At 67.4% G+C, this 25,317-nt stretch carries 31 protein-coding genes and 1 pseudogene; 13 read left to right on the top strand and 19 right to left on the bottom strand.

What is annotated here, in order from left to right:
- Window positions 1-21: 21 nt before the first annotated feature.
- On the top strand, window positions 22-786 hold the full coding sequence (locus A9G05_RS08610) for an SDR family oxidoreductase (RefSeq protein ID WP_044401270.1): 765 nt from the start codon (window positions 22-24) through the stop codon (window positions 784-786).
- Between the two features lie 87 nt (window positions 787-873).
- Here A9G05_RS08610 and A9G05_RS08605 read toward each other — a convergent pair whose 3' ends face one another.
- On the bottom strand, window positions 874-1,797 hold the full coding sequence (locus tag A9G05_RS08605; protein WP_069560575.1) for a LysR family transcriptional regulator: 924 nt from the start codon (window positions 1,795-1,797) through the stop codon (window positions 874-876).
- A 105-nt stretch (window positions 1,798-1,902) separates the two neighbouring features.
- Between A9G05_RS08605 and mdlC the strand changes: the two genes are divergently transcribed.
- The 4 genes from mdlC (at window position 1,903) to A9G05_RS08585 (ending at window position 7,535) form a co-directional block, all read left to right on the top strand.
- Window positions 1,903-3,489 (top strand): benzoylformate decarboxylase, encoded by a 1,587-nt coding sequence (gene mdlC, locus A9G05_RS08600; protein ID WP_069560574.1) that lies wholly within the window; start codon window positions 1,903-1,905, stop codon window positions 3,487-3,489.
- Window positions 3,490-3,555: 66 nt separating this feature from the next.
- A complete protein-coding gene (locus A9G05_RS08595; protein ID WP_069560573.1) occupies window positions 3,556-4,947 on the top strand; it encodes an MFS transporter in 1,392 nt (463 codons plus the stop codon).
- A 69-nt stretch (window positions 4,948-5,016) separates the two neighbouring features.
- Entirely contained in the window at window positions 5,017-5,955 is a 939-nt protein-coding gene (locus A9G05_RS08590; RefSeq protein ID WP_069560572.1) for a ketopantoate reductase family protein, read from the top strand.
- 104 nt (window positions 5,956-6,059) lie between these two features.
- The gene (locus A9G05_RS08585) at window positions 6,060-7,535 is read left to right on the top strand and encodes an aldehyde dehydrogenase family protein (protein ID WP_069560571.1); all 1,476 of its coding nucleotides are present in this window, start codon (window positions 6,060-6,062) and stop codon (window positions 7,533-7,535) included.
- Between the two features lies 1 nt (window position 7,536).
- Here the strand turns inward: A9G05_RS08585 and A9G05_RS08580 are convergent, their stop codons facing one another.
- The 3 genes and pseudogenes from A9G05_RS08580 to A9G05_RS08575 form a co-directional block, all read right to left on the bottom strand.
- A complete protein-coding gene (locus A9G05_RS08580; RefSeq protein WP_069560570.1) occupies window positions 7,537-8,454 on the bottom strand; it encodes a glycerophosphodiester phosphodiesterase in 918 nt (305 codons plus the stop codon).
- Window positions 8,455-8,678: 224 nt separating this feature from the next.
- A pseudogene (locus tag A9G05_RS28025) lies at window positions 8,679-8,825 on the bottom strand (urease accessory protein UreE); the annotation flags it as partial.
- A 171-nt stretch (window positions 8,826-8,996) separates the two neighbouring features.
- Complete coding sequence (locus A9G05_RS08575; RefSeq protein WP_044401292.1) at window positions 8,997-9,632, bottom strand: TetR family transcriptional regulator; 636 nt, start codon at window positions 9,630-9,632, stop codon at window positions 8,997-8,999.
- Between the two features lie 177 nt (window positions 9,633-9,809).
- On the opposite strand from A9G05_RS08575, the gene A9G05_RS08570 reads away from it, so the two are divergent.
- On the top strand, window positions 9,810-10,916 hold the full coding sequence (locus tag A9G05_RS08570; RefSeq protein WP_069560569.1) for a ferredoxin reductase: 1,107 nt from the start codon (window positions 9,810-9,812) through the stop codon (window positions 10,914-10,916).
- 11 nt (window positions 10,917-10,927) lie between these two features.
- Window positions 10,928-12,010 carry a fatty acid desaturase gene (locus A9G05_RS08565; RefSeq protein ID WP_069560568.1) on the top strand — a complete coding sequence of 361 codons (1,083 nt, stop codon included), beginning with the start codon at window positions 10,928-10,930 and terminating at the stop codon, window positions 12,008-12,010.
- A 2-nt stretch (window positions 12,011-12,012) separates the two neighbouring features.
- Here the strand turns inward: A9G05_RS08565 and A9G05_RS08560 are convergent, their stop codons facing one another.
- The 8 genes from A9G05_RS08560 to A9G05_RS08525 all read right to left on the bottom strand — a co-directional run bounded on the left by A9G05_RS08560 (window position 12,013) and on the right by A9G05_RS08525 (window position 17,030).
- The gene (locus A9G05_RS08560; protein WP_069560567.1) at window positions 12,013-12,234 is read right to left on the bottom strand and encodes a hypothetical protein; all 222 of its coding nucleotides are present in this window, start codon (window positions 12,232-12,234) and stop codon (window positions 12,013-12,015) included.
- A gap of 210 nt (window positions 12,235-12,444) precedes the next feature.
- On the bottom strand, window positions 12,445-12,918 hold the full coding sequence (locus tag A9G05_RS08555) for a hypothetical protein (protein ID WP_069560566.1): 474 nt from the start codon (window positions 12,916-12,918) through the stop codon (window positions 12,445-12,447).
- A 406-nt stretch (window positions 12,919-13,324) separates the two neighbouring features.
- Window positions 13,325-13,771, bottom strand: a complete 447-nt coding sequence (locus tag A9G05_RS08550; protein WP_069560565.1) for a GyrI-like domain-containing protein — start codon at window positions 13,769-13,771, stop codon at window positions 13,325-13,327.
- 83 nt (window positions 13,772-13,854) lie between these two features.
- On the bottom strand, window positions 13,855-14,391 hold the full coding sequence (locus tag A9G05_RS08545; protein WP_069560564.1) for a bacterioferritin: 537 nt from the start codon (window positions 14,389-14,391) through the stop codon (window positions 13,855-13,857).
- Window positions 14,392-14,505: 114 nt separating this feature from the next.
- Complete coding sequence (gene osmE, locus A9G05_RS08540; RefSeq protein ID WP_069560563.1) at window positions 14,506-14,847, bottom strand: osmotically-inducible lipoprotein OsmE; 342 nt, start codon at window positions 14,845-14,847, stop codon at window positions 14,506-14,508.
- A gap of 146 nt (window positions 14,848-14,993) precedes the next feature.
- Window positions 14,994-15,338: an osmotically-inducible lipoprotein OsmE gene (osmE, locus tag A9G05_RS08535; RefSeq protein ID WP_069560562.1), complete on the bottom strand. Its 345-nt coding sequence runs from the start codon at window positions 15,336-15,338 to the stop codon at window positions 14,994-14,996.
- 118 nt (window positions 15,339-15,456) lie between these two features.
- Window positions 15,457-15,669 (bottom strand): hypothetical protein, encoded by a 213-nt coding sequence (locus A9G05_RS08530; RefSeq protein ID WP_069560561.1) that lies wholly within the window; start codon window positions 15,667-15,669, stop codon window positions 15,457-15,459.
- A gap of 95 nt (window positions 15,670-15,764) precedes the next feature.
- Complete coding sequence (locus A9G05_RS08525) at window positions 15,765-17,030, bottom strand: Hsp70 family protein (protein ID WP_069560560.1); 1,266 nt, start codon at window positions 17,028-17,030, stop codon at window positions 15,765-15,767.
- 131 nt (window positions 17,031-17,161) lie between these two features.
- On the opposite strand from A9G05_RS08525, the gene A9G05_RS08520 reads away from it, so the two are divergent.
- Window positions 17,162-17,431, top strand: a complete 270-nt coding sequence (locus tag A9G05_RS08520) for a PsiF family protein (RefSeq protein ID WP_044401336.1) — start codon at window positions 17,162-17,164, stop codon at window positions 17,429-17,431.
- Window positions 17,432-17,456: 25 nt separating this feature from the next.
- Here the strand turns inward: A9G05_RS08520 and A9G05_RS08515 are convergent, their stop codons facing one another.
- The gene (locus A9G05_RS08515; protein ID WP_069560559.1) at window positions 17,457-17,894 is read right to left on the bottom strand and encodes a YqaA family protein; all 438 of its coding nucleotides are present in this window, start codon (window positions 17,892-17,894) and stop codon (window positions 17,457-17,459) included.
- A gap of 244 nt (window positions 17,895-18,138) precedes the next feature.
- On the opposite strand from A9G05_RS08515, the gene A9G05_RS08510 reads away from it, so the two are divergent.
- Window positions 18,139-19,008 carry an oxaloacetate decarboxylase gene (locus A9G05_RS08510; RefSeq protein WP_069560558.1) on the top strand — a complete coding sequence of 290 codons (870 nt, stop codon included), beginning with the start codon at window positions 18,139-18,141 and terminating at the stop codon, window positions 19,006-19,008.
- Between the two features lie 105 nt (window positions 19,009-19,113).
- Entirely contained in the window at window positions 19,114-19,380 is a 267-nt protein-coding gene (locus A9G05_RS08505; RefSeq protein ID WP_069560557.1) for a DksA/TraR family C4-type zinc finger protein, read from the top strand.
- Window positions 19,381-19,387: 7 nt separating this feature from the next.
- Here A9G05_RS08505 and A9G05_RS08500 read toward each other — a convergent pair whose 3' ends face one another.
- The 5 genes from A9G05_RS08500 to A9G05_RS08480 all read right to left on the bottom strand — a co-directional run bounded on the left by A9G05_RS08500 (window position 19,388) and on the right by A9G05_RS08480 (window position 22,099).
- Window positions 19,388-19,978 (bottom strand): hypothetical protein, encoded by a 591-nt coding sequence (locus tag A9G05_RS08500; RefSeq protein ID WP_069560556.1) that lies wholly within the window; start codon window positions 19,976-19,978, stop codon window positions 19,388-19,390.
- Window positions 19,979-19,995: 17 nt separating this feature from the next.
- Window positions 19,996-20,397, bottom strand: a complete 402-nt coding sequence (locus A9G05_RS08495; protein ID WP_069560555.1) for a DUF3592 domain-containing protein — start codon at window positions 20,395-20,397, stop codon at window positions 19,996-19,998.
- Window positions 20,398-20,521: 124 nt separating this feature from the next.
- The gene (locus tag A9G05_RS08490; RefSeq protein WP_044401354.1) at window positions 20,522-20,866 is read right to left on the bottom strand and encodes a DUF805 domain-containing protein; all 345 of its coding nucleotides are present in this window, start codon (window positions 20,864-20,866) and stop codon (window positions 20,522-20,524) included.
- A gap of 223 nt (window positions 20,867-21,089) precedes the next feature.
- A complete protein-coding gene (locus A9G05_RS08485) occupies window positions 21,090-21,371 on the bottom strand; it encodes a DUF2218 domain-containing protein (RefSeq protein WP_069560554.1) in 282 nt (93 codons plus the stop codon).
- 86 nt (window positions 21,372-21,457) lie between these two features.
- Window positions 21,458-22,099: an NAD(P)-dependent oxidoreductase gene (locus A9G05_RS08480; protein WP_069560553.1), complete on the bottom strand. Its 642-nt coding sequence runs from the start codon at window positions 22,097-22,099 to the stop codon at window positions 21,458-21,460.
- 105 nt (window positions 22,100-22,204) lie between these two features.
- On the opposite strand from A9G05_RS08480, the gene A9G05_RS08475 reads away from it, so the two are divergent.
- From A9G05_RS08475 to bfr, 3 genes are all read left to right on the top strand, one after another.
- Window positions 22,205-23,095, top strand: a complete 891-nt coding sequence (locus A9G05_RS08475; RefSeq protein ID WP_069560552.1) for a LysR family transcriptional regulator — start codon at window positions 22,205-22,207, stop codon at window positions 23,093-23,095.
- A 79-nt stretch (window positions 23,096-23,174) separates the two neighbouring features.
- Window positions 23,175-24,056 carry a PA4780 family RIO1-like protein kinase gene (locus A9G05_RS08470; RefSeq protein WP_069560551.1) on the top strand — a complete coding sequence of 294 codons (882 nt, stop codon included), beginning with the start codon at window positions 23,175-23,177 and terminating at the stop codon, window positions 24,054-24,056.
- A gap of 87 nt (window positions 24,057-24,143) precedes the next feature.
- Window positions 24,144-24,608, top strand: a complete 465-nt coding sequence (bfr, locus tag A9G05_RS08465) for a bacterioferritin (protein ID WP_044401369.1) — start codon at window positions 24,144-24,146, stop codon at window positions 24,606-24,608.
- An 87-nt stretch (window positions 24,609-24,695) separates the two neighbouring features.
- Here bfr and cueR read toward each other — a convergent pair whose 3' ends face one another.
- The gene (gene cueR / locus A9G05_RS08460) at window positions 24,696-25,142 is read right to left on the bottom strand and encodes a Cu(I)-responsive transcriptional regulator (RefSeq protein WP_069560550.1); all 447 of its coding nucleotides are present in this window, start codon (window positions 25,140-25,142) and stop codon (window positions 24,696-24,698) included.
- Window positions 25,143-25,317: the final 175 nt, after the last annotated feature.

The following is a 25,317-nucleotide window of genomic DNA, read 5'->3' as shown; positions in this document are numbered from 1 at the left end:
GCCCCAGCGAGGAGAGATTCCATGACATCCACCCTGTTCATCACCGGCGCCACCTCCGGGTTCGGCGAAGCCTGTGCCCGTCGCTTCGCCCAGGCGGGCTGGAAGCTGGTCATCACCGGTCGCCGCGAAGACCGCCTGAAGGCCCTGGCCGCCGAACTCTCGGCCCATACCGAGGTGCTGCCGCTGACGGTGGACGTGCGTGACCGCCAGGCCATGGAGGCCGCCATCGCCGGCCTGCCCGCCCAGTTCGACCGCCTGCAGGGGCTGATCAACAACGCCGGCCTGGCCCTGGGCACCGACCCGGCGCCCAAGTGCAGCCTGGATGACTGGGACACCATGGTGGACACCAACATCAAGGGCCTGCTCTACAGCACCCGCCTGCTGCTGCCGCGCCTGATCGCCCACGGCCGGGGCGCCGGCATCGTCAACCTCGGCTCCATCGCCGGCACCTACCCCTACCCGGGCAGCCACGTGTACGGCGGCACCAAGGCCTTCGTCCGGCAGTTCTCGCTGAACCTGCGCAACGACCTGGTGGGCACCGGTGTGCGCGTCACCGACATCGAGCCGGGCCTGTGCGAGAGCGAGTTCTCCCTGGTGCGCTTCGGCGGCGACCAGGCGCGCTATGACGCGACCTATGCCGGGGCCGAGCCGATCCAGCCGCAGGACATCGCCGAGACCATCTTCTGGGTGATGAACCAGCCGGCCCACATCAACATCAACACCCTGGAGCTGATGCCGGTGAGCCAGACCTGGGCCGGCTTCGCTATCGATCGCTCAGCGAAGTGAGGCGGGGCGACCGCCCCAGCAACTGCAGGGCGCGGTCGGGGGAGTCGGTGATCAGCGCCTGGGCGCCCGTGTCCAGCAGGCGCTGCATCAGGCCGAGGGCATCGGTTTCGGTTGGTGGCTCTGCCCGGCGATGATGGCGTCGGCAATGGTCCGGCGGAACCATTCCAGTGCAGGGGAGCGCTCACTGCTGGCGCGCCAGTGCAGAGAAACGTCGAATGGCGGTACCTCGAAGGGCAGTTCCAGCACTTTCAAGCCGCCCTCCGCTGCAAACAGGTAGGCAATCTGGGCCGGCAGCACCGTGAGCAGGTCGGTTCCGGGAAGCAGCTTGGGCAGGACCGAGAAATGCGGGACATGCAGGGCGATACGGCGCTCCACGCCCATGGCCTTGAGTACATCCTCGGTGCTGCCATGCCCGCTGCTGCGTGTCACCACGACATGGCGCTCCTGCAGGTAGGCCGGCAGGCCCAGGTGGTTGTCGATGCGCGGGTGATCGGCGCTGAGCAGGCAGACATACCGCTCCCGGATCAGGGCTTGACTGCGGCTTCCCGCAACGGCTTGCCGGCAGATGGCCGTATCGACCTTGCCGCTGGCCAGCCAATCCCCGACCTGGTCGATCTGCAGCGGCAGGACCTCCACTTCAGCCCGGGGGGCCTCCCGATTCAGGCGTTCGAGTATGAGCGGTAGAAAGCCGATTTCACCCAGGTCGCTGAGCGCGATCCGGAAGCGCCGCTCGGTGCTGGCCGGATCGAAGTGATGCACGGCTTGCACGGCCTCTTCGATGCGCGTCAGTGCTTCGCGAAGCGTGACGTAGAGCTGCTCAGCGACGAAGGTCGGTTGGACGCCTTCACGGCAGCGGGTGAACAGAGGGTCTTCGAACACATCACGCAGCCGCCCCAGGGCATGACTGACTGAGGGTTGGGTCACGAACAGGCGTTCAGCCGCAAGGGTCACGCTGCCTGCTTCGTAGAGCACCACGAAGGTTCGGATCAGGTTGAGGTCGATCTGGGTCATGAGGTTCACATAGATGGCATCTATATTATTTAGACGAACTATCGATTTGATTGATTCTTAGCGGGCCATGAGAGTCATGCCAATCCCTTGAAGAGCAGGATTGGTATGAAAACGGTCCATCAAGCGTCCTACGACATCCTCCGCCGCCATGGCCTGACAACCGTCTTTGGCAACCCCGGCTCGAACGAATTGCCATTCCTGAAGGACTTCCCCGAGGACTTTCGCTACATCCTGGGGTTGCATGAAGGGGCCGTGGTGGGGATGGCCGACGGCTTTGCACTGGCCAGCGGCAAGCCGGCATTCGTCAACCTGCATGCGGCCGCCGGTACCGGCAACGGTATGGGGGCCCTGACCAATGCCTGGTACAGCCACAGCCCCCTGGTGATCAGCGCAGGCCAGCAGGTGCGTTCGATGATCGGGGTCGAGGCGATGCTGGCCAATGTCGACGCCACTCAACTGCCCAGGCCGCTGGTGAAGTGGAGTGCGGAGCCGGCCTGTGCGCAGGATGTGCCCCGCGCCCTGAGCCAGGCCATCCACATGGCGTCGTTGGCACCGAAAGCACCGGTCTACCTGTCCATCCCCTATGACGATTGGGGGCAACCCGCTGCAGCCGGAGTCGAGCACCTGGTTTCCCGCACGGTGGCCGATGCCGGGATGCCATCGCCAAGCCAGTTGGCCGACCTGGCGAAGCGCCTGTCGAAAGCCTGCAACCCGGTACTGGTGCTGGGGCCGGATGTCGACGGAGCCGGTGCGAATCCCCTGGCCGTGCAACTGGCCGAGCGCTTGAGCATGCCCGCCTGGGTCGCACCCTCTGCTTCACGTTGCCCGTTCCCCACCCGCCATCCGTGCTTCCGTGGCGTCTTGCCGGCCGCCATCGCAGGCTTGTCTCGGGCGCTGGCCGAACACGATCTGGTCTTCGTGGTGGGGGCGCCCGTGTTCCGCTACCACCAGTTCGTGCCGGGGGACTACCTGCCGGCGGGCACCCAGCTCATCCACCTGACCGTCGACCCGGGTGAAGCGGCCCGTGCGCCGATGGGGGATGCCCTGGTCGGTGATATCGCCCTCACCCTGGAGGCCCTGCTGGAGCAGGTGGAGCGCAGTACACGGCCCCTTCCCCGGGCACTCCCGCGGCCTGAGCCCCGGGGCGAGGCGCCGGGCCTGCTGCATCCTGAAGCCGTCTTCGAGGTCATCGATGAGCTGGCGCCCGAGGACGCCATCTTTGTCAAAGAGTCCACTTCCACGGTGGGGGCCTTCTGGAGACGGGTGGAGATGCGCCAGCCGGGCAGCTACTTCTTTCCGGCTGCCGGCGGACTGGGCTTCGGCCTGCCGGCAGCGGTCGGGGTGCAACTGGCACAGCCCCAGCGCCGCGTGATCGGCATCATCGGCGACGGTTCGGCCAACTACGGCATCAGCGCGCTCTGGACGGCGGCTCAGTACCGTATCCCGGTGGTGTTCATCATCCTCAAGAACGGCACCTATGGTGCCCTGCGCTGGTTCGCCGGGGTGCTCGATGTACCCGATGCGCCGGGGTTGGACGTGCCAGGTCTCGACTTCTGCCAGATCGGGCGCGGCTACGGAGTGCGCGCTGTGCAGGCCGGCGATGCCAGGACCTTGCGGCACGAACTGGCCCGAGCACTCGAGGGCGATGAGCCCGTACTGATTGAGGTGCCCACGCTGACCATCGAGCCCTGATACGCAAAGACCACGCCCCGGCCGATTCAGGTCGGCACTCACCACAAGAACAAGAACGAGGTGGCTATGAAGACGATCACCGTCAATGACGTGCTGGATGCAGTGCCCCCACAGCCAGGGCTTCGCGGAGGGACGGCCGATATCGCCGCCCTGCTCGACGAGGGGCCCTATACCCGGATGCAGAAGATGGTGGTCTTGATGGCCGCGTTCTCGATTGTCCTGGATGGCTTCGACGGTCAACTGATTGGCTTCGCCATCCCGTTGATGATCCAGGAGTGGGGCATCACCCGTGAGGCGTTCGCCCCAGCCGTAGCGGCTGGACTCATCGGGATGGGGATTGGCAGTGCGTGTGCGGGGTTGTTCGCTGACCGCTTCGGACGCCGGATGGCCGTCATCGCCAGCGTATTTCTCTTCGGCTCTGCGACCTGTGCGATCGGCTTGGCACCGGATGCCCTGACGGTAGCCTTGTTGCGCTTCATTGCCGGCCTCGGAATAGGCGGTGCACTGCCCAGCGCCACCACCATGACCGCCGAGTTCACGCCGGCACGGCACCGCACCCTTGCCGTAACGGCGACCATCGTCTGTGTTCCCTTGGGGGGCATGCTGGCCGGCCTGTTCGCCGGGCAGGTACTGCCGCTCTACGGGTGGCGGATGCTGTTCTTCATCGGCGGGGCGTTGCCCATGGTGCTGGGGTGCCTGCTCTGGTTTGGGTTGCCCGAGTCTCCACGCTTCCTGGCGCGCCGCCCAGGGCGCTGGGAAGAGCTGCGACGACTGCTCGGGCGCATGGCGCGTCCGATGCCTGATGGCCTGCGCTATGTGGATGCCCTGGAGCAGGGCGCTGTGTCCCACGACGGCTTCCGGAATCTGTTCATGGCCGGTTACGGGCGCGACACGGTGGCCATATGGATTGCCTTCTTCATGTGCCTGACGGCGGTGTACAGCGCATTCAGTTGGCTTCCCACCATGCTTCAGTCCGAGGGGCTGGCGCTTTCCGTCGCAGGCTCTGGCCTGACCGCTTACAACCTGGGCGGGGTGATCGGGGCGCTGATCTGTGCGCTTGCCATGACCCGCTGGGGCTCCTTCTGGCCTTTGCTGATCTGCTGTGCCGGCGGCGCCATCAGCGCCTTCGCCATGAAGCTGATCGACATTCATCAGAACGCCAGCCTGCTGATCTTCGGCTTTGCCCTGCACGGGCTCTTCGTCAATGCCGTGCAGTCAACGCTCTACGCGCTCTGTGCCTTCATCTACCCCACCGGGGTCAGGGCAACGGGTACCGCTTCGGCACTGGCGTTCGGTCGCCTGGGGGCGATCCTCAGCGCATTTGTCGGGGCCTCGGTCATCACCCTGGGAGGGGCTCAGGGCTACCTGGCGCTTCTGGGCAGTGTGATGTTGCTGGCGCTGGTGGCGTTGGCCCTGGTGCGGCGCCACATCCCGCGACGCTCGCCGAGCCCCCAATGATCCGCTTGACCGTTCAGGTCGTTGCATTCGAGTGAGTCGGCATGGCCGACGCTATCAAGGAGGTGCTTGATGAACATCACCATTCTGGGGGCTGGAGCCATGGGCTCGCTTTTCGGCGGGCGGCTTGCAGAAAGCGGCCAGAGCGTGACGTTGGTGGACGTCAACGATGCCCATCTGGAGGCGATCCGCCGGCATGGCCTGCGCCTGGAGACCGATGACGGGGACCGGCGCATCGCAGGCATGACGACCTGCCGTCCTGAGCAGGTATCAGGCTATGCCGATGCCGTGCTGGTGTTCACCAAGACCCTGCATACCGACCAGGCGTTGGCGAGCATCCGTCCGCACCTGGCCAGCCATACGTTGGTGCTGAGCCTGCAGAATGGCCTGGGCAACGCCGAGACACTGAGCCGCCACGTGGCCCCGGAGCAGGTGATGATCGGGATGACCAACTGGCCTGCCGACATGCTCGAGCCTGGCCATGTGCGCTCCCACGGGCGCGGCGTGGTGCGGCTGCTGACACTGGATGCTGTCGAGCGGCCTGCCGCCGCCGAGATGGTTGCCGTCCTGGCGGGAGCCGGGCTGGACTGCTCCCTGGACCGCAACGTGTGGACGTCGATCTGGGAGAAGGTCGCCTTCAATGCTGCGATGAACGGGCTGTGCGCCGTGACCGGCTGCAGCGTGGGGCAACTGGATGCCGTTCCCGAAGGCTTCGTCCTTGCCCGCGAAATCGTCCAGGAAGTGATCGCAGTCGCCCAGGCGTCGGGCGTCGAGGCCGATCTCCAGCGCTGCCTGGCGAGCGTGGCCGATGCCATGGCTCATCACCGCACCCACAAGCCCTCCATGCTGCAGGACGTCCTTGCCGGTCGCCCCACGGAAATCGCCTCGATCAATGGCGAAGTCATCGCCCGGGCTCGCCAGGCCGGGGTTCCGGTGCCCCGGGTGGACACCCTGTATGCACTGGTGCGACTGGTCGAAGCGCGAGCACTGTCCGCTGAACCACCGGCGTGACCGCTCAGGGAAGGGCGGGGGCATCGCAGGCCCCATCTTCCCTTCCCCGGACAGTCGCTGATCGACACCCCGTCTCTATTGCCCGTCATTGAAGGAGTCTCAGCATGAGCGCTGCCAATGTCCCCTATGGGGATCTTCACCTGCAACCCATCGCCGGCGAGTGGCGTCACGGCCGCAGCCCGCTGTGGCTGAGCACCGTCGATCCCTATGACGGCGACTTGCTGGTGGAAATCCTCCAAGCCAACCAGAGTGACGTCGACCTGGCCTATGCCAAGGCCGCCGAGGTTCAGCCGGACTGGGCAGGCCGTGCCCCGGCAGAGCGTGCCGAACTGCTGCTGCGTGTCGTAGCGGTGTTCGACACGCGGCGCGAGGAGATCATCGACTGGATCATTCGCGAGTCGGGCAGTACCCGCCTGAAAGCCAGCCTCGAATGGGCTGCGGCCCGTGCCATCACCCTGGAGTCCGCCTCGTTCCCCAGCCGTGTCCAGGGGCGTCTGCTCGACTCGAACATTCCCGGCAAGGAAAGCCGTGTGTACCGCGGCCCCATTGGCGTAGTGGGGGTGATCAGCCCCTGGAACTTCCCCTTCCACCTGACCCAGCGCTCACTGGCCCCGGCCCTGGCGCTGGGTAACACCGTGGTGGTCAAGCCCTCCAGTGATACCCCCGTCTGCGGAGGCTTGCTCCTGGCGCGGATCTTCGAAGAGGCCGGGTTGCCGCCCGGGGTGCTGAGTGTGGTGGTCGGATCGGGTCAGGAGATCGGCGATGCCTTCGTCGAACACCCTGTTCCAGGGCTCGTCACATTCACCGGTTCGACCCCCGTGGGGCGCCGCATCGGGGCCCTTACCAGCGGGGGCGCGCACCTCAAGCACGTGGCCCTGGAACTGGGGGGCAACAGCCCGTTCGTCGTGCTGGCCGACGCCGACCTGGAACAGGCGGTCAAGGCGGCCGTGTTCGGGAAGTTCCTCCATCAGGGGCAGATCTGCATGGCCATCAACCGCATCATTGTCGAAAAGCCGCTGTACGACGCCTTCGCCCAGCGCTTCGTCGAACGGGTCCGTCAGCTCAAGGTGGGCGACCCCCATCTGGCCGACACGGCTATCGGTCCGATCATCAACCCACGGCAGCTCGAAGGGCTGCTCGAGAAGGTCGCCCGTGCCCGTCGAGAGGGGGCCAAGCCGTTGTACCAAGGCGGGGTGCAAGGTCTGATGATGGGCCCCCACGTCTACGGCGAAGTGAAGCCCGAGATGGAAATCGCCCGCGATGAAATCTTCGGCCCGCTGATCGGCCTGCTACGCGCCGATGACGAAGCCCATGCCCTGGCCTTGGCCAATGCCAGCGACTATGGACTGTCCAGTGCCGTGTTCACCCGCGACCTCGAACGCGGCGTGCGCTTTGCCCGACGCATTCGGGCCGGCATGACCCATGTGAATGACATACCGGTCAACGACGAGGCCCACGCCCCTTTCGGCGGAGAAAAGAACTCCGGCCTCGGGCGCTTCAATGGCGAGTGGGCGATTGACGAGTTCACCCGCGATCACTGGATCAGTGTTCAGCACCGGCCGCGAGACTATCCGTTCTGAGTCATTCAGCGGCGGCTTGCGACCTCAGGTGGGTCGACCGCCCCAGCAACTGCAGGGCGCGGTCGGGGTAGTCGGTGATCAGCGCCTGGGCGCCCATGTCCAGCAGGCGCTGCATCACCGATTGTTCGTTGATGGTCCACATCTGCACGTTCAGCCCGCGCTCACGGGCGCTGAGCATCATCGACGGTGTGGCCAGGTGTATCCCGGCGTGCTCCTCGGGGATCTGCAGGGCCTCGTAGGAGGGGCTCAGCAGGCGCTCCAGGCCCAGGGTCTGCAGCACCACCAGCAGCTTCACCGAGGTCGGCCCGGCCGAGGTGGCTACGCCGGGGCAGACGCTGCGGAAGTGGGTGAGGCTGCGTTCGTAGAAGCTGCCGACGATGACCCGGTCGCGCTGCCCGGACTGCTCCAGCGCTGTGCACAGGCGCTCTTCCAGCCCCACGTCGGGCACCTTGATCTCGATGACCTTGGCCATCTGCGGGAAGCCTTTCAGCACCGCGTCGAGGGTGGGAATGCGCACCCCCTGGCCCCGGTAGGGGTGGCTTTCGCCGCCGTCGGCGGTCCAGCGGTAGCCGGCGTCCAGCGCCTGCACCTGGGCGAGGCTGAGGGCGGCCACCGCGCCGCTGCCTTCGGTGGTGCGGTCCACGGTGGCGTCATGCAGCACCACCACCTGGCCGTCGGCGGTCAGGCGCAGGTCCATCTCCAGCATGTCCACCCCGAGCGCGGCGGCGCGCTCGAAGGCGAACAGGGTGTTCTCCGGCCACAGCCCGCGGCCGCCGCGATGGGCGATCACCAGTGGGCGGTCCCCCAGCCCGGCGAGCACCGCCGGCCGTTCCACCGGGCGGCTGGTCAGGGCCATGCCCAGCAGGGCGATGGCCAGGAGGCAGAGCGGAACGAGGCAGAACCGGGCAAAGCGTTTCATGGGGGCTTCCATTTCGATGAAGACGGGCGTGCCGAATCAGACCCGGCGACTATGACAAAGACATGAAAGCGCCGCGAGCGGCGATGTGTCCCAGGGCCCCGCGCGTGGGCGAGGGACCGGTTCTGCCCACAGAAACGGTGGGCCAGCCTGTGGATATCTTCTGGGCTGATCGTTGCAGGCCCTGCAGCCCGCGGGCTGCCGCCCGCCGGACGGTTTTTCGCCAGCGGCTGGCCCTGTTCGAGAAACAGCCCGACGTCTTCATCGGTGACGGTGAAGCAGCGCAGGCGGCTCGGGCTTCGCGCTTCGTGGGTGAGCAGCAGTTATTCATCCCACTGCTCGCGGGGCGGGAGGCGTTCCTGGATGACCGGCATGGGCAGTTCCGGCAGTGTGCAATGCCGGTACCTGAGCAAGGGGCTTGCCAAGACGACGAAACGCCCGGGGCGCGGGTCTGCGGTGTGGGCATGCGCAAGGACGGGGCGCTCGGGTGCGTGCTGCAGGTGCGTGGCGTGGGTCGAAATGGTGCGCGGACGCTTCGGTCCGCTTCAGGCCCGGCCGAGGCCGTGCCAGTGCTTGCCGCCGATCATGATGAAGCGCAGTTGCTGGGTGATCTTCGCCGCCGGGGTGAGGTGCGCCGGCAGGTCGCGGGCGGGCGGGTCGATCAGCTCGGGCAGGGTGGCGAAGACGGTTTTCACCACCAGGTCGGAGACCACGTCGAGGGCGTCGTCGTCCAGGTGCGGCATGCGGTTGATCAGCTTGAGGTCGGCGGCCAGGTCGTCGGTGATGCGCTCGCGCAGGGCGGCGATGGCCTGGCGCACCGGTTGCGAGCCGCCGTACTGCTCGCGGGCGAGGAACAGGAACTGGCCACGGTTGGCGGCGACGGCGTCGAGGAAGATGCGCACCGAGGCGTCGATGATCCCGCCCATCTCGAATTCGTTGTGGCGCACCACGCGGATGGTGGCGCGGAAGGTCTCGCCCACTTCCTCCACCAGGGCCAGGCCGAGCTGGTCCATGTCGGCGAAGTGGCGGTAGAAGCCGGTGGGCACGATGCCGGCGGTGCGGGCGACTTCCCGCAGGCTCAGGCTGCCGAAGCCGCGTCCGCTGTCCATCAACTGGCGCGCCGCGTCCATCAGGGCGTGGCGGGTCTGCTGTTTCTGTTCCGAGCGGGGCGTCGTGGACATGGAGCGAAGTCGAGGCCGAAGAATGGGCCGCACTCTAGGGGCTGTCACCGCATTGGTGCAAGTTGCGCGGTGCCCGGTGGGGCTGGAGAGCGGGCGTCGGATTTTTCAGTGAACGACTGTTGACTGGAATTCCTGCCTTCAGGCAGCCTAGTGCACGACTGTTCACTGGATAGCTCCATGGCCCTCATCCCCTTTCCCCTGGCCCGCCGACTCGGCGCGTGGCTGGCTCCGTTGCGTGCGCTGGTGCGCCGGGCCTGGTTGCGCGAGTCGGAGGTGGATTTCTTTCTCGCCCGGCTGCACCCGGTGCTGCGCCTGAACCGGGTGTTCGCCCGCGTCGAGGGGCGCCGCTGGGTGGCCCAGGACATGCTGGCGCTGACTCTGCGCTGCAACGGCAATGCCCGCCACTGGCGGGCCGGCCAGCATGTGCAGTTGCACCTGGCGCTGGACGGCGTGCGCCTGGCGCGCAGCTACAGCCTCACCGCCGTGCACGGTGATGGCCGTGTCGAGCTGGCGGTGCGTCGCCAGCCGGGCGGGCGCCTGTCCGGCCACCTGCTGGAACGGGTGGAGGTGGGCCAGGTGCTGGAGCTGGGCCAGGCCGAAGGTGAGCTGAGCTGGCCCGAGGGACAGGGCGATGTGCTGCTGCTGGCCGCCGGCAGCGGCATCACGCCGCTGCTCGGCCTGTTGCGAGAGGCGCTGGCGCGGGGCTTCTCCGCGCCGGTGACGCTGCTGCACTACGTGCGCGAACGGGGCCAGCGGGCCTTCGTCGATGAGCTGCTGGCCCTGACCCGCCGCTACCCGAACTTCAACGTGCGCTGGGGCCTCAGCGGCGATGCGCCGGCGCCCGGTGAACTGGCCGGGCGCTTCCAGCCGGAGCACCTGGCCGGGCTGGCGCCTCGGGACCTGCTGGTCTGCGGCCCCCACGGCTTCGTCGACACGGTGCGCCAGTGGTGGCAGACCGCGCCCCGCGCCGGTCGCCTGCAACTGGAAGCTTTCAGCCTGCCGCGCACGGCGCCGTCTTCGGCCAGCCAGACCGTGCGCCTGGGCTTCGCCCGCTCCCGCGTCGACGGTGAGGGCGACACCCACGGCAGCCTGCTGGAACAGGCCGAGTCCTTGGGCCTGCGGCCGGCCCACGGCTGCCGCCAGGGCGTCTGCGCGCAGTGCACCTGCCGGCTGCTCAGCGGTGCGGTGCGTGACCTGCGCAGCGGCGCCATCCAGCACGAGCCCGACCAACCCATCCGCCTCTGCGTCAGCGCCCCGGTGGGCGATGTGACGCTCGACCTGTGACGAGGACTGCCATGCGCCACGACCGCCCCCTCGATGCCGAGGCTGCCCGTGCCTTCGGCGAAGAACTGGACGCACTGCGCCAGCGCACCCTGGCCGACCTGGGCGAGACCGACGCCCGCTACATCCGCCGCGTGCGCAGCATCGCCCGGGCCTGCTGCTGGAGCGGCCGGGCCCTGCTGATGCTGGGCTGGTTCCCGCCCACCTGGCTGCTGGGCAGCCTGCTGCTGGGGCTGGGCAAGATCATCGAGAACATGGAGCTGGGCCATAACGTCATGCATGGCCAGTACGACTGGATGAACGACCCGGAATTCGCCGGGCGCACCTACGAGTGGGACATCGTCGGGCCGGCCGACTTCTGGCGGCACACCCACAACCACATCCACCACACCTACACCAACGTGCTGGGGCACGACGACGATGTCGGCTACGGGCTGGTGCGGCTGTTCCCCGAGCAGCGCTGGAAGCCGTTCTTCCGCTGGCAGCCGCTGTGGGTGACGCTGCAGGCGCTGCTGTTCCAGTTCGCCGTGGCAGTGCAGCACCTGCGCCTGGACAAGTACCTCAAGGGCCGCATGACCCTGGAGGAACTGCGCCCGCGCCTGCGCACCTTCAACGCCAAGGTGCTGCGCCAACTGGTCAAGGACTACGGGGTGTTCCCGCTGTTGGCGCTGCTGCTGGGGGCCAATGCCTGGGCGGTGCTGGCGGGCAATGCGCTGGCGAACCTGATCCGCAACCTGTGGACCTTCACGGTCATCTTCTGCGGGCATTTCACCGAGCGGGCGGCGGTGTTCCCGCCTGAAGTTCTGGAAGGGGAGACCCGTGGCCAGTGGTACCTGCGTCAGCTACGGGGCTCCAGCAACCTGGAGGGCGGCCCGCTGCTGCACTTCATGACCGGCAACCTCAGCCACCAGATCGAGCACCACCTCTTTCCCGACCTCCCGGCCCGCCGTTACGGCCAGCTCGCGGTGGAGGTGCGGGAGATCGCCCGGCGCTACGGGCAGGAGTACAACACCGGGCGCCTGTCCCGGCAGTTCGCCACCGTGCTGCGGCGCATCTGGGTCTACCGCCGGCCGGAGACCGCGTTGCCGGCGGCCTGATCTCAGGCGACGCCGTGGGCGCGCAGCAGGCGGTCCGAGCCGCCTTCGGCCAGCCGCTGGTCGGGGGCCTGCTGAACCGGGTTGCCGGCCAGTGGCTCCAGCACCGGCCGTTCGGCCGCGCCATCGCGGGCTTCACCGAGCACGGGCGGGTGTTCGGCGGGCAGGGCAAAGGCGGCGCTGGACAGGACGCTGAGGAAGAGGGCGGCGAGGGCGTGGGCTTTCATGATCGGACTCCTCTGCAAGGGTTGAAGAACACGTTGCCTAGGGTACGGATCGGGCGCCCGGGGAGAAGTGAAGGTGGGCGATGGTGGTCATTGATGGAGGTGATGGCGTTGATCCTGATAACCAGCTTGGCCCCGTAACACCTCATTGGATACAGCCAACAAAAAGCCCGGCCTGTGCCGGGCTTTGACTGCCGTTACCGCTGGCTCGCATCAGGCCACGCGGTTGGAGCGATCAGCACCGCCTTCAGCAACCCGGAAGCCCTGGGTACGGTCCGAACCATCTTCGGCGACGCGGAAGCCTTGGGTACGGTCCGAGCCGTCTTCAGCAACCCGGAAGCCCTGGGTGCGAGCCGAGCCATCCTCGGCGACGCGGAAGCCCTGGGTACGCGCCGAACCGTCTTCAGCGACGCGGAAGCCTTGGGTACGGTCCGAGCCGTCTTCAGCAACGCGCAAGCCCTGGGTACGGTCCGAACCATCCTCGGCAACGCGGAAGCCCTGGGTACGGTCCGAACCGTCTTCAGCAACTCGGAAGCCTTGGGTGCGGTCCGAGCCGTCTTCGGCGACGCGGAAGCCTTGGGTACGCGCCGAACCATCTTCGGCAACGGTGTAGGACACGGCGGATTGGACGACCGGTACAGCGAACAGGCCGGCGAGGAAGAGGACGGCGAGGGCTTGGCTTTTCATGGTGGTTCTCCTGGAAGTGGGGGGCCGTTGTGGCGACGGGGCCTATGTTCCGCAGCGGCACGCTGGTCAGGAAGTGAACAACCGCGATAGTCGCCATCGACGGCGCTGATGGTTGGAAATACCGTTTCGAATCAGCAATTTGCGTTGCCTGAGCGGCGCGCAGGGGGAGTGATCAGGATGACGGGGCGGGTCGTTTGCGGAGCCATCCGGCCTCGCATCGACCTCGCTGAGCCACGGGGGGAGCTGCGGCGTCAGAGCGATGGGTGCAACAACTGGACCTTCGACACCCCGAAGCAGGACGGCGACGCGCCGCCGCCTCCCGGACCCGCCTCACCCTGCAGGCCGACCCGTTGGGCCAGGTTCAGCGACAGCGCCGACGAGAGCGCTGCCGGCAAGGGCGGCGGGGTCAGAACACCGGGACCCAGAGCAGGGTTTCCGACTTCGGGTCGTGGGGGCCGTGGAAGCCGTCGCCGTATTCCTCGAAGCAGATGCCGGGGCCGGCTTCCAGCCCGCGCTCGGCGAGCAGGAAGTCGTGGATCACCTGGAAGCTGAGGGCGATGTCCGGTGCGGTGCCGACGTGGGTGAACACGGCGTAGCGGCCGGCGGGGACGTCGATCAGGGTCATGCCGTCCGGCACCGGGGTGCCCGGTTTGACCGGGTAGCCGGCCAGGTAGCCCAGCTCGCCGTTGGGGCGGTGCAGGCAGAGCCCGCAGGGCACCCCATCGCGGCCGCTGATCTCCTCGCTGCGGGGCAGGAAGCGCTCCCACAACTGGCCGATGTCCTCTGGTGGGGCGTCCGGGCGTTCCAGTCCGATGACTTGAAAGGCGGGGCGTTCGATGATGCGCGCGCGCATGGCCGTGTCCTCTTCGGCAGTCTGCTCGGCAGACTTTGCGGCCAGCGCGCGCCGGGATCAAGGGGCATGATGGCCCCGAGCGATCATTCCTTGAGGTCTTCGAGGATATCGGCCATGTCGTCGGCGTGTTCCTCCTCCTGGGCGAGGATCTCCTCGAACAGGCGGCGGGTGGTCGGGTCCTTGTCGCTGAGGAACTGCACGATCTCGCGGTAGCTGTCGATGGCGATACGCTCGGCGATCAGGTCCTCGGTGACCATCTCGCGCAGATTGCGGCCGGCCACGTACTGGGCGTGGGAGCGCGCCTCCAGCCCGGCGGGGTTGAAGTCGGGCTCGCCGCCCAACTGCACGATGCGCTCGGCCAGTTGGTCGGCGTGCTGCAGCTCCTGCTGGGCATGTTCGAGGAACTCGGCGGCGGCGATGCTCGCCTTGAGGCCGGTGGCCATGTAGTAGTGGCGCTTGTAGCGCAGGTGGCAGACCAGCTCGGTGGCCAGGGCTTCGTTCAGCAGGCGCAGCACGGTGGGGCGGTCGGCGTTGTAGCCCTCGGTCACGGCGCCATCCAGCACGTTCTGGCGGGCGCGCTGGCGCAGGGTGTTCACATCGGTCAGTTGCACGTCACTCATCACGGTTCTCCTTCACGGGTTCTCGGGCCGTGGCGCGACTCTGGGGTCGCAGGCGCAGCGGCCTCCCAGGTGTGTGAGTGCGGCGAAGCAGAAAAAGTTTAGGAAATCCGTGCTTCAGAACAGCCCGTCGCGCTCCACCGTCTCGCGTTGGCCGCAGGTCATGAAGCCGCTGTGCTGCACGCGGCCATTGGCGCCGAAGCTGACGTGGTAGGCCTGCTGGTGGCCCTGGCGGTTAAGGATGTAGTTGTTGCACGAGCCGGGGTGGATGCTGCGCTGGACGATGGAGGACGGGCGTCCGCCGATGGCCAGTACCTGCTCCTTGCTCATGCCTTCCTTGACCTGGCTCACCAGGGGCTCGTTGTGGAAGGTGAGGTAGTCGGTGGGGTTTTCGATCTTCGTCGCACAGCCGGACCCCGAGGCCAGAGCGGCTGCAAGCAGGAGCGCGCGCGGATGCATGCACAGTCCCCGTCATGTCGGCGGTTGATAACAGCGCTTGGACAGCAGGGGCCGCCCGCGGTTCGCCCGGATCGGGGCGGCGGGTGTGCGCCAGTCGGCAAATACGGCACAGGGTCATCCCGGGGCCAGGCCCCGGGAGGCGTGGCTCAGCGCTTGGCGGCCTCGGCCTCGTTGCGCTCGTACTGTTCGCAGGTCATGAAGCCCTTGCCATCGACCCGGGCGTTGGCGTCGAAGCTGACGTAGTAGGGCTGCTGGTGGCCTTCCTTGTTGAGCACGTAGTCGTTGCAGGTGCCGGGATGCACCACGCGGCGCACCTCGCTGGAGGGCGGGCCGCCCAGGGTGAGCACCTGCTGGCGGTCCATGCCGTCTTCCACCTGCTTCACCAGGGGCTCGTTGCGGTAGGTGACGTAGTCGGTGGGGTTTTCCAGCTTTGTGGCGCAGCCGGTCACGGCGGCCAGGGCCAGGGCGGCGGGCAGGATGTGCTTGTACATGAAGGTGTCCTCGCATGGGGCTCAGTGGGCCTACGGGACGTTCGAGCACGGGCTCGCTTGGCGAGTTCGAGGAATATTTGCAGGGCGCCCCGGCACGAGCGGCAGGGGCGGCGCGGCTTCAGTGGGTGGCGTCTTCGGCGGCATCCAGGCGTGCCTGGTTCTGGGCATTGGCCTGGTCGATCTGCTGCTTGAGCTGGTCGGCCTGCTGTTGCAGTTGGCGGGCCTGGTCTGCCTGTGCCTTGGCCTGGGCCGCGCCGGTGGCGGCGGTTTCGCCGAGGCCGCAACCGCTGAGCAGCAGGGCGGCCAGGGTGAGGAGAAGCGGTGTGCGCATGAGGGTGTCTCCGGTGACGAGGCCCTCACGGTGCCCCCGCCGCCCGGTGCCGGCAAGCGGGGCCGGCGCGAATGGGGGCGGGGGCCGACCTGCGGTCAGCCGTAGCGTTTGCGCGCTTCGATGGCCAGGCCGCTGCCGATGCTGCCGAAGGCGTTGCCTTCGACATGGCGGGCGTTGGGCAGCAGGTCGGCGACGCAGCGGCGCAGGGCGGGGATGCCGCTGGAGCCGCCGGTGAAGAACAGCGTGTCCACCTGCTCCAGGGCGACGCCGGCCTGGGCCAGCATGGCCGTTACGCTGGCGCGGATGCGCTCCAGCAGCGGGCCGACGGCCTCCTCGAAGCCGGCGCGGTCCAGCGGCGCCACCAGGCCGGGCTCGACGCGGCCGAGGTCGATGGGGCGCTCCAGGGCTTCGGTCAGCTCGATCTTGCTGTCTTCCACCTGCATGGCCAGCCAGTGTCCGGCGCGCTGCTCGATGAGGCGGAACAGGCGGTCGATGCCGGTGGTGTCGACGATGTCGTAGCGCATGTTCTTCAGCGCCAGTTGGGACTTCTGCGCGTAGACGGCGTTGATGGTGTGCCAGGTGGCCAGGTTGAGGTGCACGCTGGTGGGCATCAGTGCGTCGCTCTTCATGCGGCTGCCGTAGCCGAACAGCGGCATCACCCCGGCCAGGGAGAGCTGCTTGTCGAAGTCGGTGCCGCCGATGTGCACGCCGCCGGTGGCGAGGATGTCGCCCTGGCGGTCGGCCACGTCGCGGCGCTCAGGCGACAGGCGCACCAGGGAGAAGTCGGAGGTACCGCCGCCGATGTCGACGATCAGCACCAGCTCTTCGCGCTGGATCTCGCGCTCGTAGTCGAAGGCGGCGGCGATGGGTTCGTACTGGAAGGAGACGTCCTTGAAACCGAGCTTGTGGGCGACGGCCACCAGGGTGTCCTGGGCCTCGCGGTCGGCCTCGGGGTCGTCGTCGACGAAGAACACCGGGCGGCCCAGTACCACTTGCTCGAAGGGGCGGTCGGCGGCGGCTTCGGCACGCTTCTTCAGCTCGCCGATGAAGATGCCCAGCAGGTCCTTGAAGGGCAGGGCGCTGCCCAGCACGGTGGTCTCGCTCTTGAGCAGCGGCGAACCCAGCAGGCTCTTGAGCGAGCGCATCAGGCGCCCCTCGTAGCCTTCCAGGTATTCGTTCAGGGCCTGGCGGCCGAAGGCGGGGCGGCGCTCTTCGGTGTTGAAGAAGATCACCGACGGCAGGGTGACCTTGGCGTCCTCCAGGACGATCAGCGGCTCGCAGTCCGGGCGCCACCAGCCGACGGTGGAGTTGGAGGTGCCGAAGTCGATGCCCAGGGCGCGGGCGGGGAGGGTGGTGCTCATGGTGCGAACGGTCCGGGGGTGGAAAAACGGCCGCGCACTATACGCGAGGCGAGGGCCGGTTGCGCGCCCGGCCCGGCGCAGTCCGTCGCACCGTCTAGACTTGCCGGCACCACCGCCCTGGGAGTTCCCCCATGAAGACGCTCCGCCTGCCCCTGCTCGTCCTCGCCCTGCTGGCCAGCCTGCCGACCCTGGCCGCCACCCCGCAGGAAAAGATGAAGTCCTGCAACGCCGACGCCACCGCCAAGGGGCTCAAGGGCGACGAACGCAAGGCGTTCATGTCGCAGTGCCTGAAGATCACCCAGCAGGAACGCATGATCAATTGCAACAAGACCGCTTCGGACAAGGCGCTCAAGGGGGACGAGCGCAAGGCCTTCATGAGCGAATGCCTGAAGAAGCCGTAGGCCGCTCACGGCCCATCGCGACGACTTATCCCCAGCCCAGCGCCAGGGCCGCCACCACCGTGTAGCGGCCGGCCTTGGCCAGCAGCACCAGCAGCAGGAACACGCCGAGCGATTCGCGCATCAGCCCGGCCACCAGGGTGAGTGGGTCGCCGACGATCGGCATCCAGGACAGCAGCAGGGTCCAGCGACCGTAGCGCAGGTAGTGCCGGCGGGCCCGTTCGATGGCGGATTCCGATACGGGGAACCAGCGCTTCTGGCGGAAATTCGCCAGGTAGCGCCCCAGTAACCAGTTCACCAGCGAACCCAGCACGTTGCCGACGGTGGCCACCAGCAGCAGTGCCCAGGCCGGCTGCGCGCCGTTGAGCAGCAGGCCGAGCAGTACGGCCTCCGACTGCAGGGGCAGCAGGGTGGCGGCGCCGAAGGCGGCGAGGAACAGGCTGGTGTAGGCGAGCAGGTCGGGCATGGCAGGCGGGGACCTATCCGGGATGGGCGCTGGCAACGGGATGCGGGCGCAATCTAGCGACGGCCGCGGCAAAGGTGAACTGCTTTCTGCACGCGGCGGCCCTGCGTTCGGTGGCCATTAAGGAAGCTGAAAGACGGAGGCGCGTAGAATGCCCCCACGGCCTATCCGCCGGTCGGTGTGACCTGGGGGTGCGATACTTGCATCCTTCTCGTCGTTCAACCTTGCCTGCTGTCTGGACATCACAATGAGAAGAGCCTCCCACCATGAATTGCGCACGGCGTTTCGTGCGTTGCTGAATTCCTCCGCCTGCTACCACACCGCCTCGGTGTTCGACCCCATGTCCGCGCGCATCGCCGCCGACCTCGGTTTCGAGGTGGGCATCCTCGGCGGCTCCGTCGCCTCGCTGCAGGTGCTGGCAGCGCCGGACTTCGCCCTCATCACCCTCAGCGAGTTCGTCGAGCAGGCCGTGCGCATCGGCCGCGTGTCCCGCCTGCCGGTGATCGCCGACGCCGACCACGGCTACGGCAACGCCCTCAACGTGATGCGCACGGTGGTGGAGCTGGAGCGCGCCGGCATCGCCGCGCTGACCATCGAGGACACGCTGCTGCCGGCCCAGTTCGGCCGCAAGTCCACCGACCTGATCAGCGTCGAGGAAGGCGTCGGCAAGATCCGCGCGGCCCTCGAAGCCCGGGTCGACCCGGACCTGGCGATCATCGCCCGCACCCACGCCGGGGTGCTCGGCACCGACGAGGTGATTGCCCGCACCCAGGCCTACCAGGCTGCCGGTGCCGACGGCATCTGCATGGTCGGGGTGGAGGACTTCGAACACCTGGAGGCCATCGCCGCCGGGCTCCATGTGCCGCTGATGCTGGTCACCTACGGCAACCCCAAGCTGCGCGACAACCAGCGCCTGGCCGACCTGGGCGTGCGCATCGTGGTCAACGGCCACGCCGCCTACTTCGCCGCCATCAAGGCCACCTACGACTGCCTGCGCGAGCAGCGCCACATCGACACCAGCGCACCGGAGCTCAGCGCCACCGAGCTGACCCACAAGTACACGCTGCCCGAGGACTACATCGTCTGGGCGCGGGAGTACATGAACGTGAAGGAATAGCCCGGAGCGACCTCCACTTGTCGCCCACCGGCCCACGGCCTTGCAAAAGGCCGCCGGCCGCCCGCATAACTCCAGGGTCATCGACAGCGAGAACGGGAGGTCGTGATGGCCAGTGGCTGGGCGGGAGACGGCGCGGTGCAGGAGCAGATCGACAGCACCATCGAAGACGCCGTGCAGCGGGCACGCAGCCAGTTGCCCAAGGGCGAGAGCCTGAAGTACTGCGAAGAATGCGATGCCGTGATTCCCCAGGCGCGCCGCGAGGCGGTGCCGGGGGTGCGCCTGTGCGTGAACTGCCAGGCCGAACACGACCGCGAGAACGCCGCCTACGCCGGCTACAACCGGCGCGGCAGCAAGGACAGTCAGTTGCGCTGAGGGCGCGTCAGAACAGCGCGCCGAGGTAGGCCGCGCCGCCGGCGCCCGCCTGCAGGCCGACGTTGGCACCGCCCATCACCAGGGCACCACGGGCCGATTTGAGCAACTGCCGGGTCAGCATCGGCGACACCGAGAGGCTGGTCAGCGGGCTGGCGTTCATCAGCATCACCGTTGCCAGCAGCTTGGTGTCCAGACCGAACAGCATGGCCGTGCCGGAGACCCCGGCGAGCACGCCGGCGCCCACTTCCATGTACAGGCAGGGGCCGGTGATCTCGTCGCGGGTCAGGTCGCGGTCCTTGATGTCGTCGGCGACGAACACCGCACCGTCGCTGGGGAAGGCTTCCGCCGCTCCGGCACCACCGATGCTCTTGCCCTTGATCTTCACGTCCACCTTGCCGAAGCGCGGCAGCTTGGCGCCGATACCGAGGCCGGCACCGATGCCGCCGTAACGGAACGGCAGGTCCTGGCCCTGAGGCGAGCGCAGGGTGATGGAGCCGCCGCCCCCGGCGACGAAGGCGATGGTCAGGCCACCGCCGCTGGCGGTGATGTACTGCCAGCGGCTGGGGTTGGCGGGGAAGGGAATGGGCATCTGCGACATGGGTACATCCTTGTGGGTCAGGGGCGGCGGCCGAAGAGGGTCATCAGACCGGTGGCGGTGAACACCGCACCCAGCACGCCGAGCAGGGCAGAGGTGCCCCACAGCGCGCCGAAGTCATCCACCACGGCACTGCCGGTGGGGTCGTTGGCCTGGTAGTGGACCTTCACCGGCTGGCCGACCTGGTAACCGAAGATCAGCCCGCCCTGGGGATAGGAAACCCGGGTGCCGGTGCTGTCGGTGAAGGCGATCTCGGGGTGCGAGCCGCCGGCGTTCAGGGCAACCACGGCGCCGTCGGCAACCAGGGCCGATTGCAGGAAGCCCACGCGGGAAGAAGCGTTGATGGCCATGGCGGCCAGCAGGGCCAGACCGAGGAGGGCGAAGAGACCGCCCTTGAAGAGGGATACCTGGGGTTCCGACATCCTGTGGGTTCCTGAACGTCCGTTTCTGAAAGCAGAACGGACGGTTGCCCGCCCGTTCTGGTGGCTGCCCTGGGACAGCCGCCTCGCCTGTGGGTTCCCGTTCAGGCGGGAACCCCGGCCTGGATCAGGCCTTCGGGTTGGGACCGTAGGCGTTCTGGCCCGGGTCGCTGTCCTTGGCCAGCAGGTAGATCAGGTACAGACCGACCAGCGGGATCAGGGCGATGAGCATGAACCAGCCGCTCTTGCCGATGTCGTGCAGACGGCGGGCGGTGACACCCAGGGCCGGCAGCAGGACGGCCAGGCTGTACAGGTTGGCCAGCGGCAGCAGCTTCTCGCTGATCACGCCGAAGATCACGGTCAGTGCGATGGAGATCACGAGGTTCACCAGGGTGAACATCCAGTACTCCTTGCGACGCGCACGGCCGTTGAAATCAAAATATTGCTTGAGGCACTTCAAATACCATTCCATTGCGGAACTCCCTTTCTTCGCCGCCGGGCGGCTGTTCGTATCGATGGATGCCAGGCGGTCGGACATGGCTGGCAAGGGCTGCATGGGGATGCAGGGCCGCGACTATAGCGTCTCGTAACAAGACATTGCGTGTGCCGGTTCACGGGCCAGCAAATTGCCACCCAGTCAATTCTGGGCGGCGTGGGCATGGTGTTATCGCGTCAGATCCCCGTCCCAGACGGCCTCAGTGCCAGTTCAACTGCAGCGCTTCCTGCCAGGCGAAGCGTTCGAAGTGGCTGGCCATCACTTCCTTGAGTCGTTCCAGGCTGACGGCGTCTTCGGCTTCCACCCGAAGCGTCAGGCCGCCGGCTTCGGCCTGCAGCAGGCCGAGGCCGATGTCGAACTGGATGCGCCCTTGCTGCTCGTCGTAGCTGACGGGGATGCGGTGGGCGAAGTGCTTGCACAGCCGGCTGATGTAGCGGGCCGGGGTTTCGGTGATGACGTGGGTGGAGGCGACGAGGGTCATTGAGGGACTCCTGAACGGTGTAAACGGGAGCAGGCCGCCGGAAAAACCGGCGACCTGCTTGGATAACGCAGGGCGAGTACCCGGCTTCAGTAGCCGACGGTGAAGCGCTTGCGCAGGTGCTGGGGGTTCTCCAGCTCGTCGACGATGGCCACCGCCAGGTCGGCCACGGTGATGCGTGCCGGGTGGTCGCCGTCCATCAGCAGCTCGTTGCCGCCAACGCGGAAGCGGCCCGTGCGTGCGCCGGGCTCCAGCAGCGCCGGCGGGGAGAGGAAGGACCAGTCCAGGTCGGTCTCGGCCTGGATCAGGTTCAGTGCCTGGCGCGCGCCTTCGGCGCCTTCCTTGTACTCGGCGGGGAACTCCGGGGTGTCGATCAGTTGCAGGCCCGGCGCGACGTACAGGCTGCCCGCCCCGCCCACCACCAGCAGGCGACGGACACCGGCCCGGCGCACGGCGTCGAAGATGGCGCGGGTGCCCTGGATGAACTGCTCGCGGATGTCGGGGTTGCCCCAGCCGGGGTTGAAGGCGTGCACCACGGCGTCGTGCCCGGCGAGGACGGCAGCGGTGGCGGCCACGTCGTGGATATCGCCCTTCACGGCGGTCAGACGGTCATGGGGCGGCAGTTTTTCCGGGTGGCGGACCACAGCAGTGATCTGGTGGCCGCTTTGCAGGGCTTCCTGGACGACGGCGCTGCCGACGAAGCCGGTGGCACCGAGGATGGCGATCTTCATGGCTGTCTCCTGTTGAGAATCGTTTGCGACGGTCGCCATCTTGCGGCTGGATAATCGGCGGAAAAAGTGGCAAAAACCGCTTTCACAATTAAGCAGGGCTTACGAATGGAGCAGCTCAAGCGCATGGCGGTGTTCGCCACGGTGGTGGAGAAGGGCTCGATGGTCGCCGCCGGCGAAGCCCTGGGCATGAGCGCATCGGCAGTCAGCCAGCAGATCCGCAAGCTGGAGGAGGCCACCCAGGTCAGCCTGCTCCACCGCACCACCCGCAAGCTCACCCTCACCGAGGCCGGCGCGCTGTTCTACCGCAATTGCGCCCAGGTGCTGGAGCTGGCGCAGCAGGCCGAACAGCGCCTGGCGGAACTGCGTGATGCGCCGGTGGGCGAGCTGCGCATCGCCGCCCCGGTGGGCTTCTCCGATCGCATGGTCACCGAGGCGCTGGCGCCCCTGCTGGCCGCCCACCCCGGGCTGACGCTGCGGCTGTTCTTCGACGACGAGCAGATCGACCTGGTGGAGCGGCGTATCGACCTGGCCATCCGCGTCGGCCGCCAGGACGACTCCAGCCTGGTGGCGCGGCACCTGGGGGACTGGCCGTCGTTGCTCTGCGCCGCGCCCGGCTACCTGGCGCGGCTGCCGACCCTCGTCCGCCCCGAGCAACTGCTGGAGCTGGACTGGGTGACCCTGCACGCCGAGCGCGCCCTGGGGCCGATCACCCTGGTCGGGCCGGGCGGCGAGGTGCAGCGCCTGCGCATCGAGAGCCGCGTCAGTTGCAACAACATCCTCTCCGTGCGCAGCTTCACCCTGGCCGGTGCCGGCCTGTCCCTGCAGCCGGAACCGGAGATCCGCGAAGAGCTGGCCAGCGGCCGGTTGCTGCGGGTGCTGCCCGACTGGCGCCCGCCGGAGATCGGCCTGTACATCGTCACCCCACGGCGCGACGCGCAGCCGGCCAAGGTGCGCTATGCCATCGAGGCGTTGCGTCACAGCCTGTCGCGGCGCTGATGGTCCTGCCGGCGCGCATGCCGTATAAAGTCGGACCATTCCAGTCCCAACCCATTTTCCCGAGGAACGCCGGCAAGGCATGAAGACACCCAAGCGCATCGAACCCCTGGTGGAGGATGGCCTGATCGACGAAGTGGTCAGGCCGCTGATGAGCGGTAAGGAAGCATCCGTCTATGTGGTGCGTTGTGGCAGCGAGCTGCGCTGCGCCAAGGTCTACAAGGAGGCCAACAAGCGAGGCTTCCGCCAGGCGGCCGAGTACCAGGAAGGGCGCAAGGTACGTAACAGCCGCGACGCCCGGGCCATGGCCAAGGGCTCCAAGTACGGGCGCAAGGAGCAGGAAGAGAACTGGCAGAACGCCGAAGTGGCCGCCCTGTTCCGCCTGGCCAACGCCGGCGTGCGGGTGCCCAAGCCCTACGACTTCCTCGATGGCGTGCTGCTGATGGAGCTGGTCACCGACGGCTACGGCGACGCCGCCCCGCGCCTCAACGACGTCGACCTGACCCCCGAGGACGCCCGCGAATTCCACGCCTTCATGATCGGCGAGATCGTCAAGATGCTCTGCGCCGGCCTGGTCCATGGCGACCTGTCCGAGTTCAACGTGCTGCTCGACCCCTATGGCCCGGTGATCATCGACCTGCCCCAGGCGGTGGACGCCGCCGGCAACAACCACGCCTTCCGTATGCTCGAGCGCGACGTCGGCAACATGGCCGCGTACTTCGGCCAGTTCGCCCCCGAGCTGCGCTACACCCGTTATGCCAAGGAAATGTGGGCGCTCTACGAGGACGGCAAGCTGACCCCGGATACCAAGCTCACCGGCCAGTTCACCGAGCCCGAGGAAACGGCCGATGTGGATGCGGTGATGCGCGAGATCAAGGCCGCCCTCGCTGAAGAGGAGCGCCGCCAGGCGCTGCTGAAGGACACCAGCGACGAACCGCCGACCCCGCCCTGGATGAAGGAGTGAGGGTGTGGCATCGGGCTGCTTGACCGGGCGGTTCCCGAGGACGACCATTGCGCCCTCGGATCACCGCGTTTGCAGGGGAGAACACAGATGAAAGGGCAAGCGGAAGTCGTCGAATACCTCAAGGATCTGCTGCGAGGTGAGCTGGCCGCACGCGACCAGTATTTCCTGCACTCGCGCATGTATGCCGACTGGGGCTTCACCAAGCTCTACGAGCGCATCAACCATGAGATGGAGGAAGAGACCGAACACGCCGATGCCCTGTTGCAGCGCATCCTCTTCCTGGAAAGCACCCCGGACATGACGCCCAAGGCCATCCACCCCGGCGCCACCGTGCCGGAGATGCTGCGTTCGGACCTGAACCTCGAATACGAAGTGCGCGCCGCGCTGAGCAAGGGCATCACCCTCTGCGAGCAACATGGCGACTACGTCAGCCGCGACATCCTCGCCCTGCAACTGCAGGACACCGAGGAAGACCATGCCTACTGGCTGGAGCAGCAACTGGGCCTGATCGACCGGGTCGGTCTGCAGAACTACCTGCAATCCCAGAGCTGATCGGCGCCACCACGCCTTACACGAAGCCCCGGCAGGCGCACCTGCCGGGGCTTTTTCGTCTGAAGGGGCCTGCCAGCGCCTGGCTGTTCAGGTCGGCGGTGGCTGCTCCACGCCTGCCGAGGGCACCGCTGTTGCCCCGCAGCAACCGCCCGATGCCAGGTCCTTGAGGATCGGGCAGTCGGGGCGGTGATCGCCCTGGCAGTGGTCCACCAGCTCCTGCAGGGTGTCGCGCAGGCCCACCAGCTCGGCGATGCGCTGGTTCAGTTCGTCGATGTGGGCATTGGCCAGGGCCTTCACGTCGGCGCTGGCGCGGCCCCGGTCGCGCCACAGGGTGAGCAGGCGGCCCACTTCCTCCAGCGAGAAGCCCAGGTCCCGCGAGCGGCGGATGAAGGCGAGGCTGTGCAGGTCCTGCTCGCTGTACTGGCGGTAGCCGCTGTCGCTGCGGCCGGCCTCGGGGAGCAGGCCGATGGATTCGTAGTAGCGGATCATCTTCGCGGTGAGCCCGCTCTTCTTCGCGGCCTGGCCGATGTTCATGCAGCTGTCCTCTTGGGTTGAGGTGTCCGGGCGCCCCTTGTGGGGGGGCTTGGTGATTGAACTGGCTCTGTCTGCTTTCAAGTGTTGCCAGGACATTTTTGGCCAGGCCGAATGCCGAATTTTGCTGTTGGTTTCTGTTTCGCCTTGCCGGGCGAGTCACTTTTCTCAATCGCCA

Origin of the sequence: Pseudomonas sp. ENNP23 (assembly GCF_001728945.1) — a bacterium.
Taxonomy (GTDB): Bacteria; Pseudomonadota; Gammaproteobacteria; order Pseudomonadales; family Pseudomonadaceae; genus Metapseudomonas; species Metapseudomonas otitidis.
The sequence above is the reverse complement of the archived record's forward strand: the minus strand, read 5'-3'. Positions and strand labels throughout refer to the sequence as shown.

Excerpts from the sequence above, each read along its gene's own strand:
- A9G05_RS08610 (WP_044401270.1), top strand. The coding sequence starts at position 22 with ATGACATCCACCCTGTTCATCACCGGCGCCACCTCCGGGTTCGGCGAA.
- A9G05_RS08605 (WP_069560575.1), bottom strand. The coding sequence starts at position 1,797 with ATGACCCAGATCGACCTCAACCTGATCCGAACCTTCGTGGTGCTCTAC.
- mdlC (WP_069560574.1), top strand. The coding sequence starts at position 1,903 with ATGAAAACGGTCCATCAAGCGTCCTACGACATCCTCCGCCGCCATGGC.
- A9G05_RS08595 (WP_069560573.1), top strand. The coding sequence starts at position 3,556 with ATGAAGACGATCACCGTCAATGACGTGCTGGATGCAGTGCCCCCACAG.
- A9G05_RS08590 (WP_069560572.1), top strand. The coding sequence starts at position 5,017 with ATGAACATCACCATTCTGGGGGCTGGAGCCATGGGCTCGCTTTTCGGC.
- A9G05_RS08585 (WP_069560571.1), top strand. The coding sequence starts at position 6,060 with ATGAGCGCTGCCAATGTCCCCTATGGGGATCTTCACCTGCAACCCATC.
- A9G05_RS08580 (WP_069560570.1), bottom strand. The coding sequence starts at position 8,454 with ATGAAACGCTTTGCCCGGTTCTGCCTCGTTCCGCTCTGCCTCCTGGCC.
- A9G05_RS08575 (WP_044401292.1), bottom strand. The coding sequence starts at position 9,632 with ATGTCCACGACGCCCCGCTCGGAACAGAAACAGCAGACCCGCCACGCC.
- A9G05_RS08570 (WP_069560569.1), top strand. The coding sequence starts at position 9,810 with ATGGCCCTCATCCCCTTTCCCCTGGCCCGCCGACTCGGCGCGTGGCTG.
- A9G05_RS08565 (WP_069560568.1), top strand. The coding sequence starts at position 10,928 with ATGCGCCACGACCGCCCCCTCGATGCCGAGGCTGCCCGTGCCTTCGGC.
- A9G05_RS08560 (WP_069560567.1), bottom strand. The coding sequence starts at position 12,234 with ATGAAAGCCCACGCCCTCGCCGCCCTCTTCCTCAGCGTCCTGTCCAGC.
- A9G05_RS08555 (WP_069560566.1), bottom strand. The coding sequence starts at position 12,918 with ATGAAAAGCCAAGCCCTCGCCGTCCTCTTCCTCGCCGGCCTGTTCGCT.
- A9G05_RS08550 (WP_069560565.1), bottom strand. The coding sequence starts at position 13,771 with ATGCGCGCGCGCATCATCGAACGCCCCGCCTTTCAAGTCATCGGACTG.
- A9G05_RS08545 (WP_069560564.1), bottom strand. The coding sequence starts at position 14,391 with ATGAGTGACGTGCAACTGACCGATGTGAACACCCTGCGCCAGCGCGCC.
- osmE (WP_069560563.1), bottom strand. The coding sequence starts at position 14,847 with ATGCATCCGCGCGCGCTCCTGCTTGCAGCCGCTCTGGCCTCGGGGTCC.
- osmE (WP_069560562.1), bottom strand. The coding sequence starts at position 15,338 with ATGTACAAGCACATCCTGCCCGCCGCCCTGGCCCTGGCCGCCGTGACC.
- A9G05_RS08530 (WP_069560561.1), bottom strand. The coding sequence starts at position 15,669 with ATGCGCACACCGCTTCTCCTCACCCTGGCCGCCCTGCTGCTCAGCGGT.
- A9G05_RS08525 (WP_069560560.1), bottom strand. The coding sequence starts at position 17,030 with ATGAGCACCACCCTCCCCGCCCGCGCCCTGGGCATCGACTTCGGCACC.
- A9G05_RS08520 (WP_044401336.1), top strand. The coding sequence starts at position 17,162 with ATGAAGACGCTCCGCCTGCCCCTGCTCGTCCTCGCCCTGCTGGCCAGC.
- A9G05_RS08515 (WP_069560559.1), bottom strand. The coding sequence starts at position 17,894 with ATGCCCGACCTGCTCGCCTACACCAGCCTGTTCCTCGCCGCCTTCGGC.
- A9G05_RS08510 (WP_069560558.1), top strand. The coding sequence starts at position 18,139 with ATGAGAAGAGCCTCCCACCATGAATTGCGCACGGCGTTTCGTGCGTTG.
- A9G05_RS08505 (WP_069560557.1), top strand. The coding sequence starts at position 19,114 with ATGGCCAGTGGCTGGGCGGGAGACGGCGCGGTGCAGGAGCAGATCGAC.
- A9G05_RS08500 (WP_069560556.1), bottom strand. The coding sequence starts at position 19,978 with ATGTCGCAGATGCCCATTCCCTTCCCCGCCAACCCCAGCCGCTGGCAG.
- A9G05_RS08495 (WP_069560555.1), bottom strand. The coding sequence starts at position 20,397 with ATGTCGGAACCCCAGGTATCCCTCTTCAAGGGCGGTCTCTTCGCCCTC.
- A9G05_RS08490 (WP_044401354.1), bottom strand. The coding sequence starts at position 20,866 with ATGGAATGGTATTTGAAGTGCCTCAAGCAATATTTTGATTTCAACGGC.
- A9G05_RS08485 (WP_069560554.1), bottom strand. The coding sequence starts at position 21,371 with ATGACCCTCGTCGCCTCCACCCACGTCATCACCGAAACCCCGGCCCGC.
- A9G05_RS08480 (WP_069560553.1), bottom strand. The coding sequence starts at position 22,099 with ATGAAGATCGCCATCCTCGGTGCCACCGGCTTCGTCGGCAGCGCCGTC.
- A9G05_RS08475 (WP_069560552.1), top strand. The coding sequence starts at position 22,205 with ATGGAGCAGCTCAAGCGCATGGCGGTGTTCGCCACGGTGGTGGAGAAG.
- A9G05_RS08470 (WP_069560551.1), top strand. The coding sequence starts at position 23,175 with ATGAAGACACCCAAGCGCATCGAACCCCTGGTGGAGGATGGCCTGATC.
- bfr (WP_044401369.1), top strand. The coding sequence starts at position 24,144 with ATGAAAGGGCAAGCGGAAGTCGTCGAATACCTCAAGGATCTGCTGCGA.
- cueR (WP_069560550.1), bottom strand. The coding sequence starts at position 25,142 with ATGAACATCGGCCAGGCCGCGAAGAAGAGCGGGCTCACCGCGAAGATG.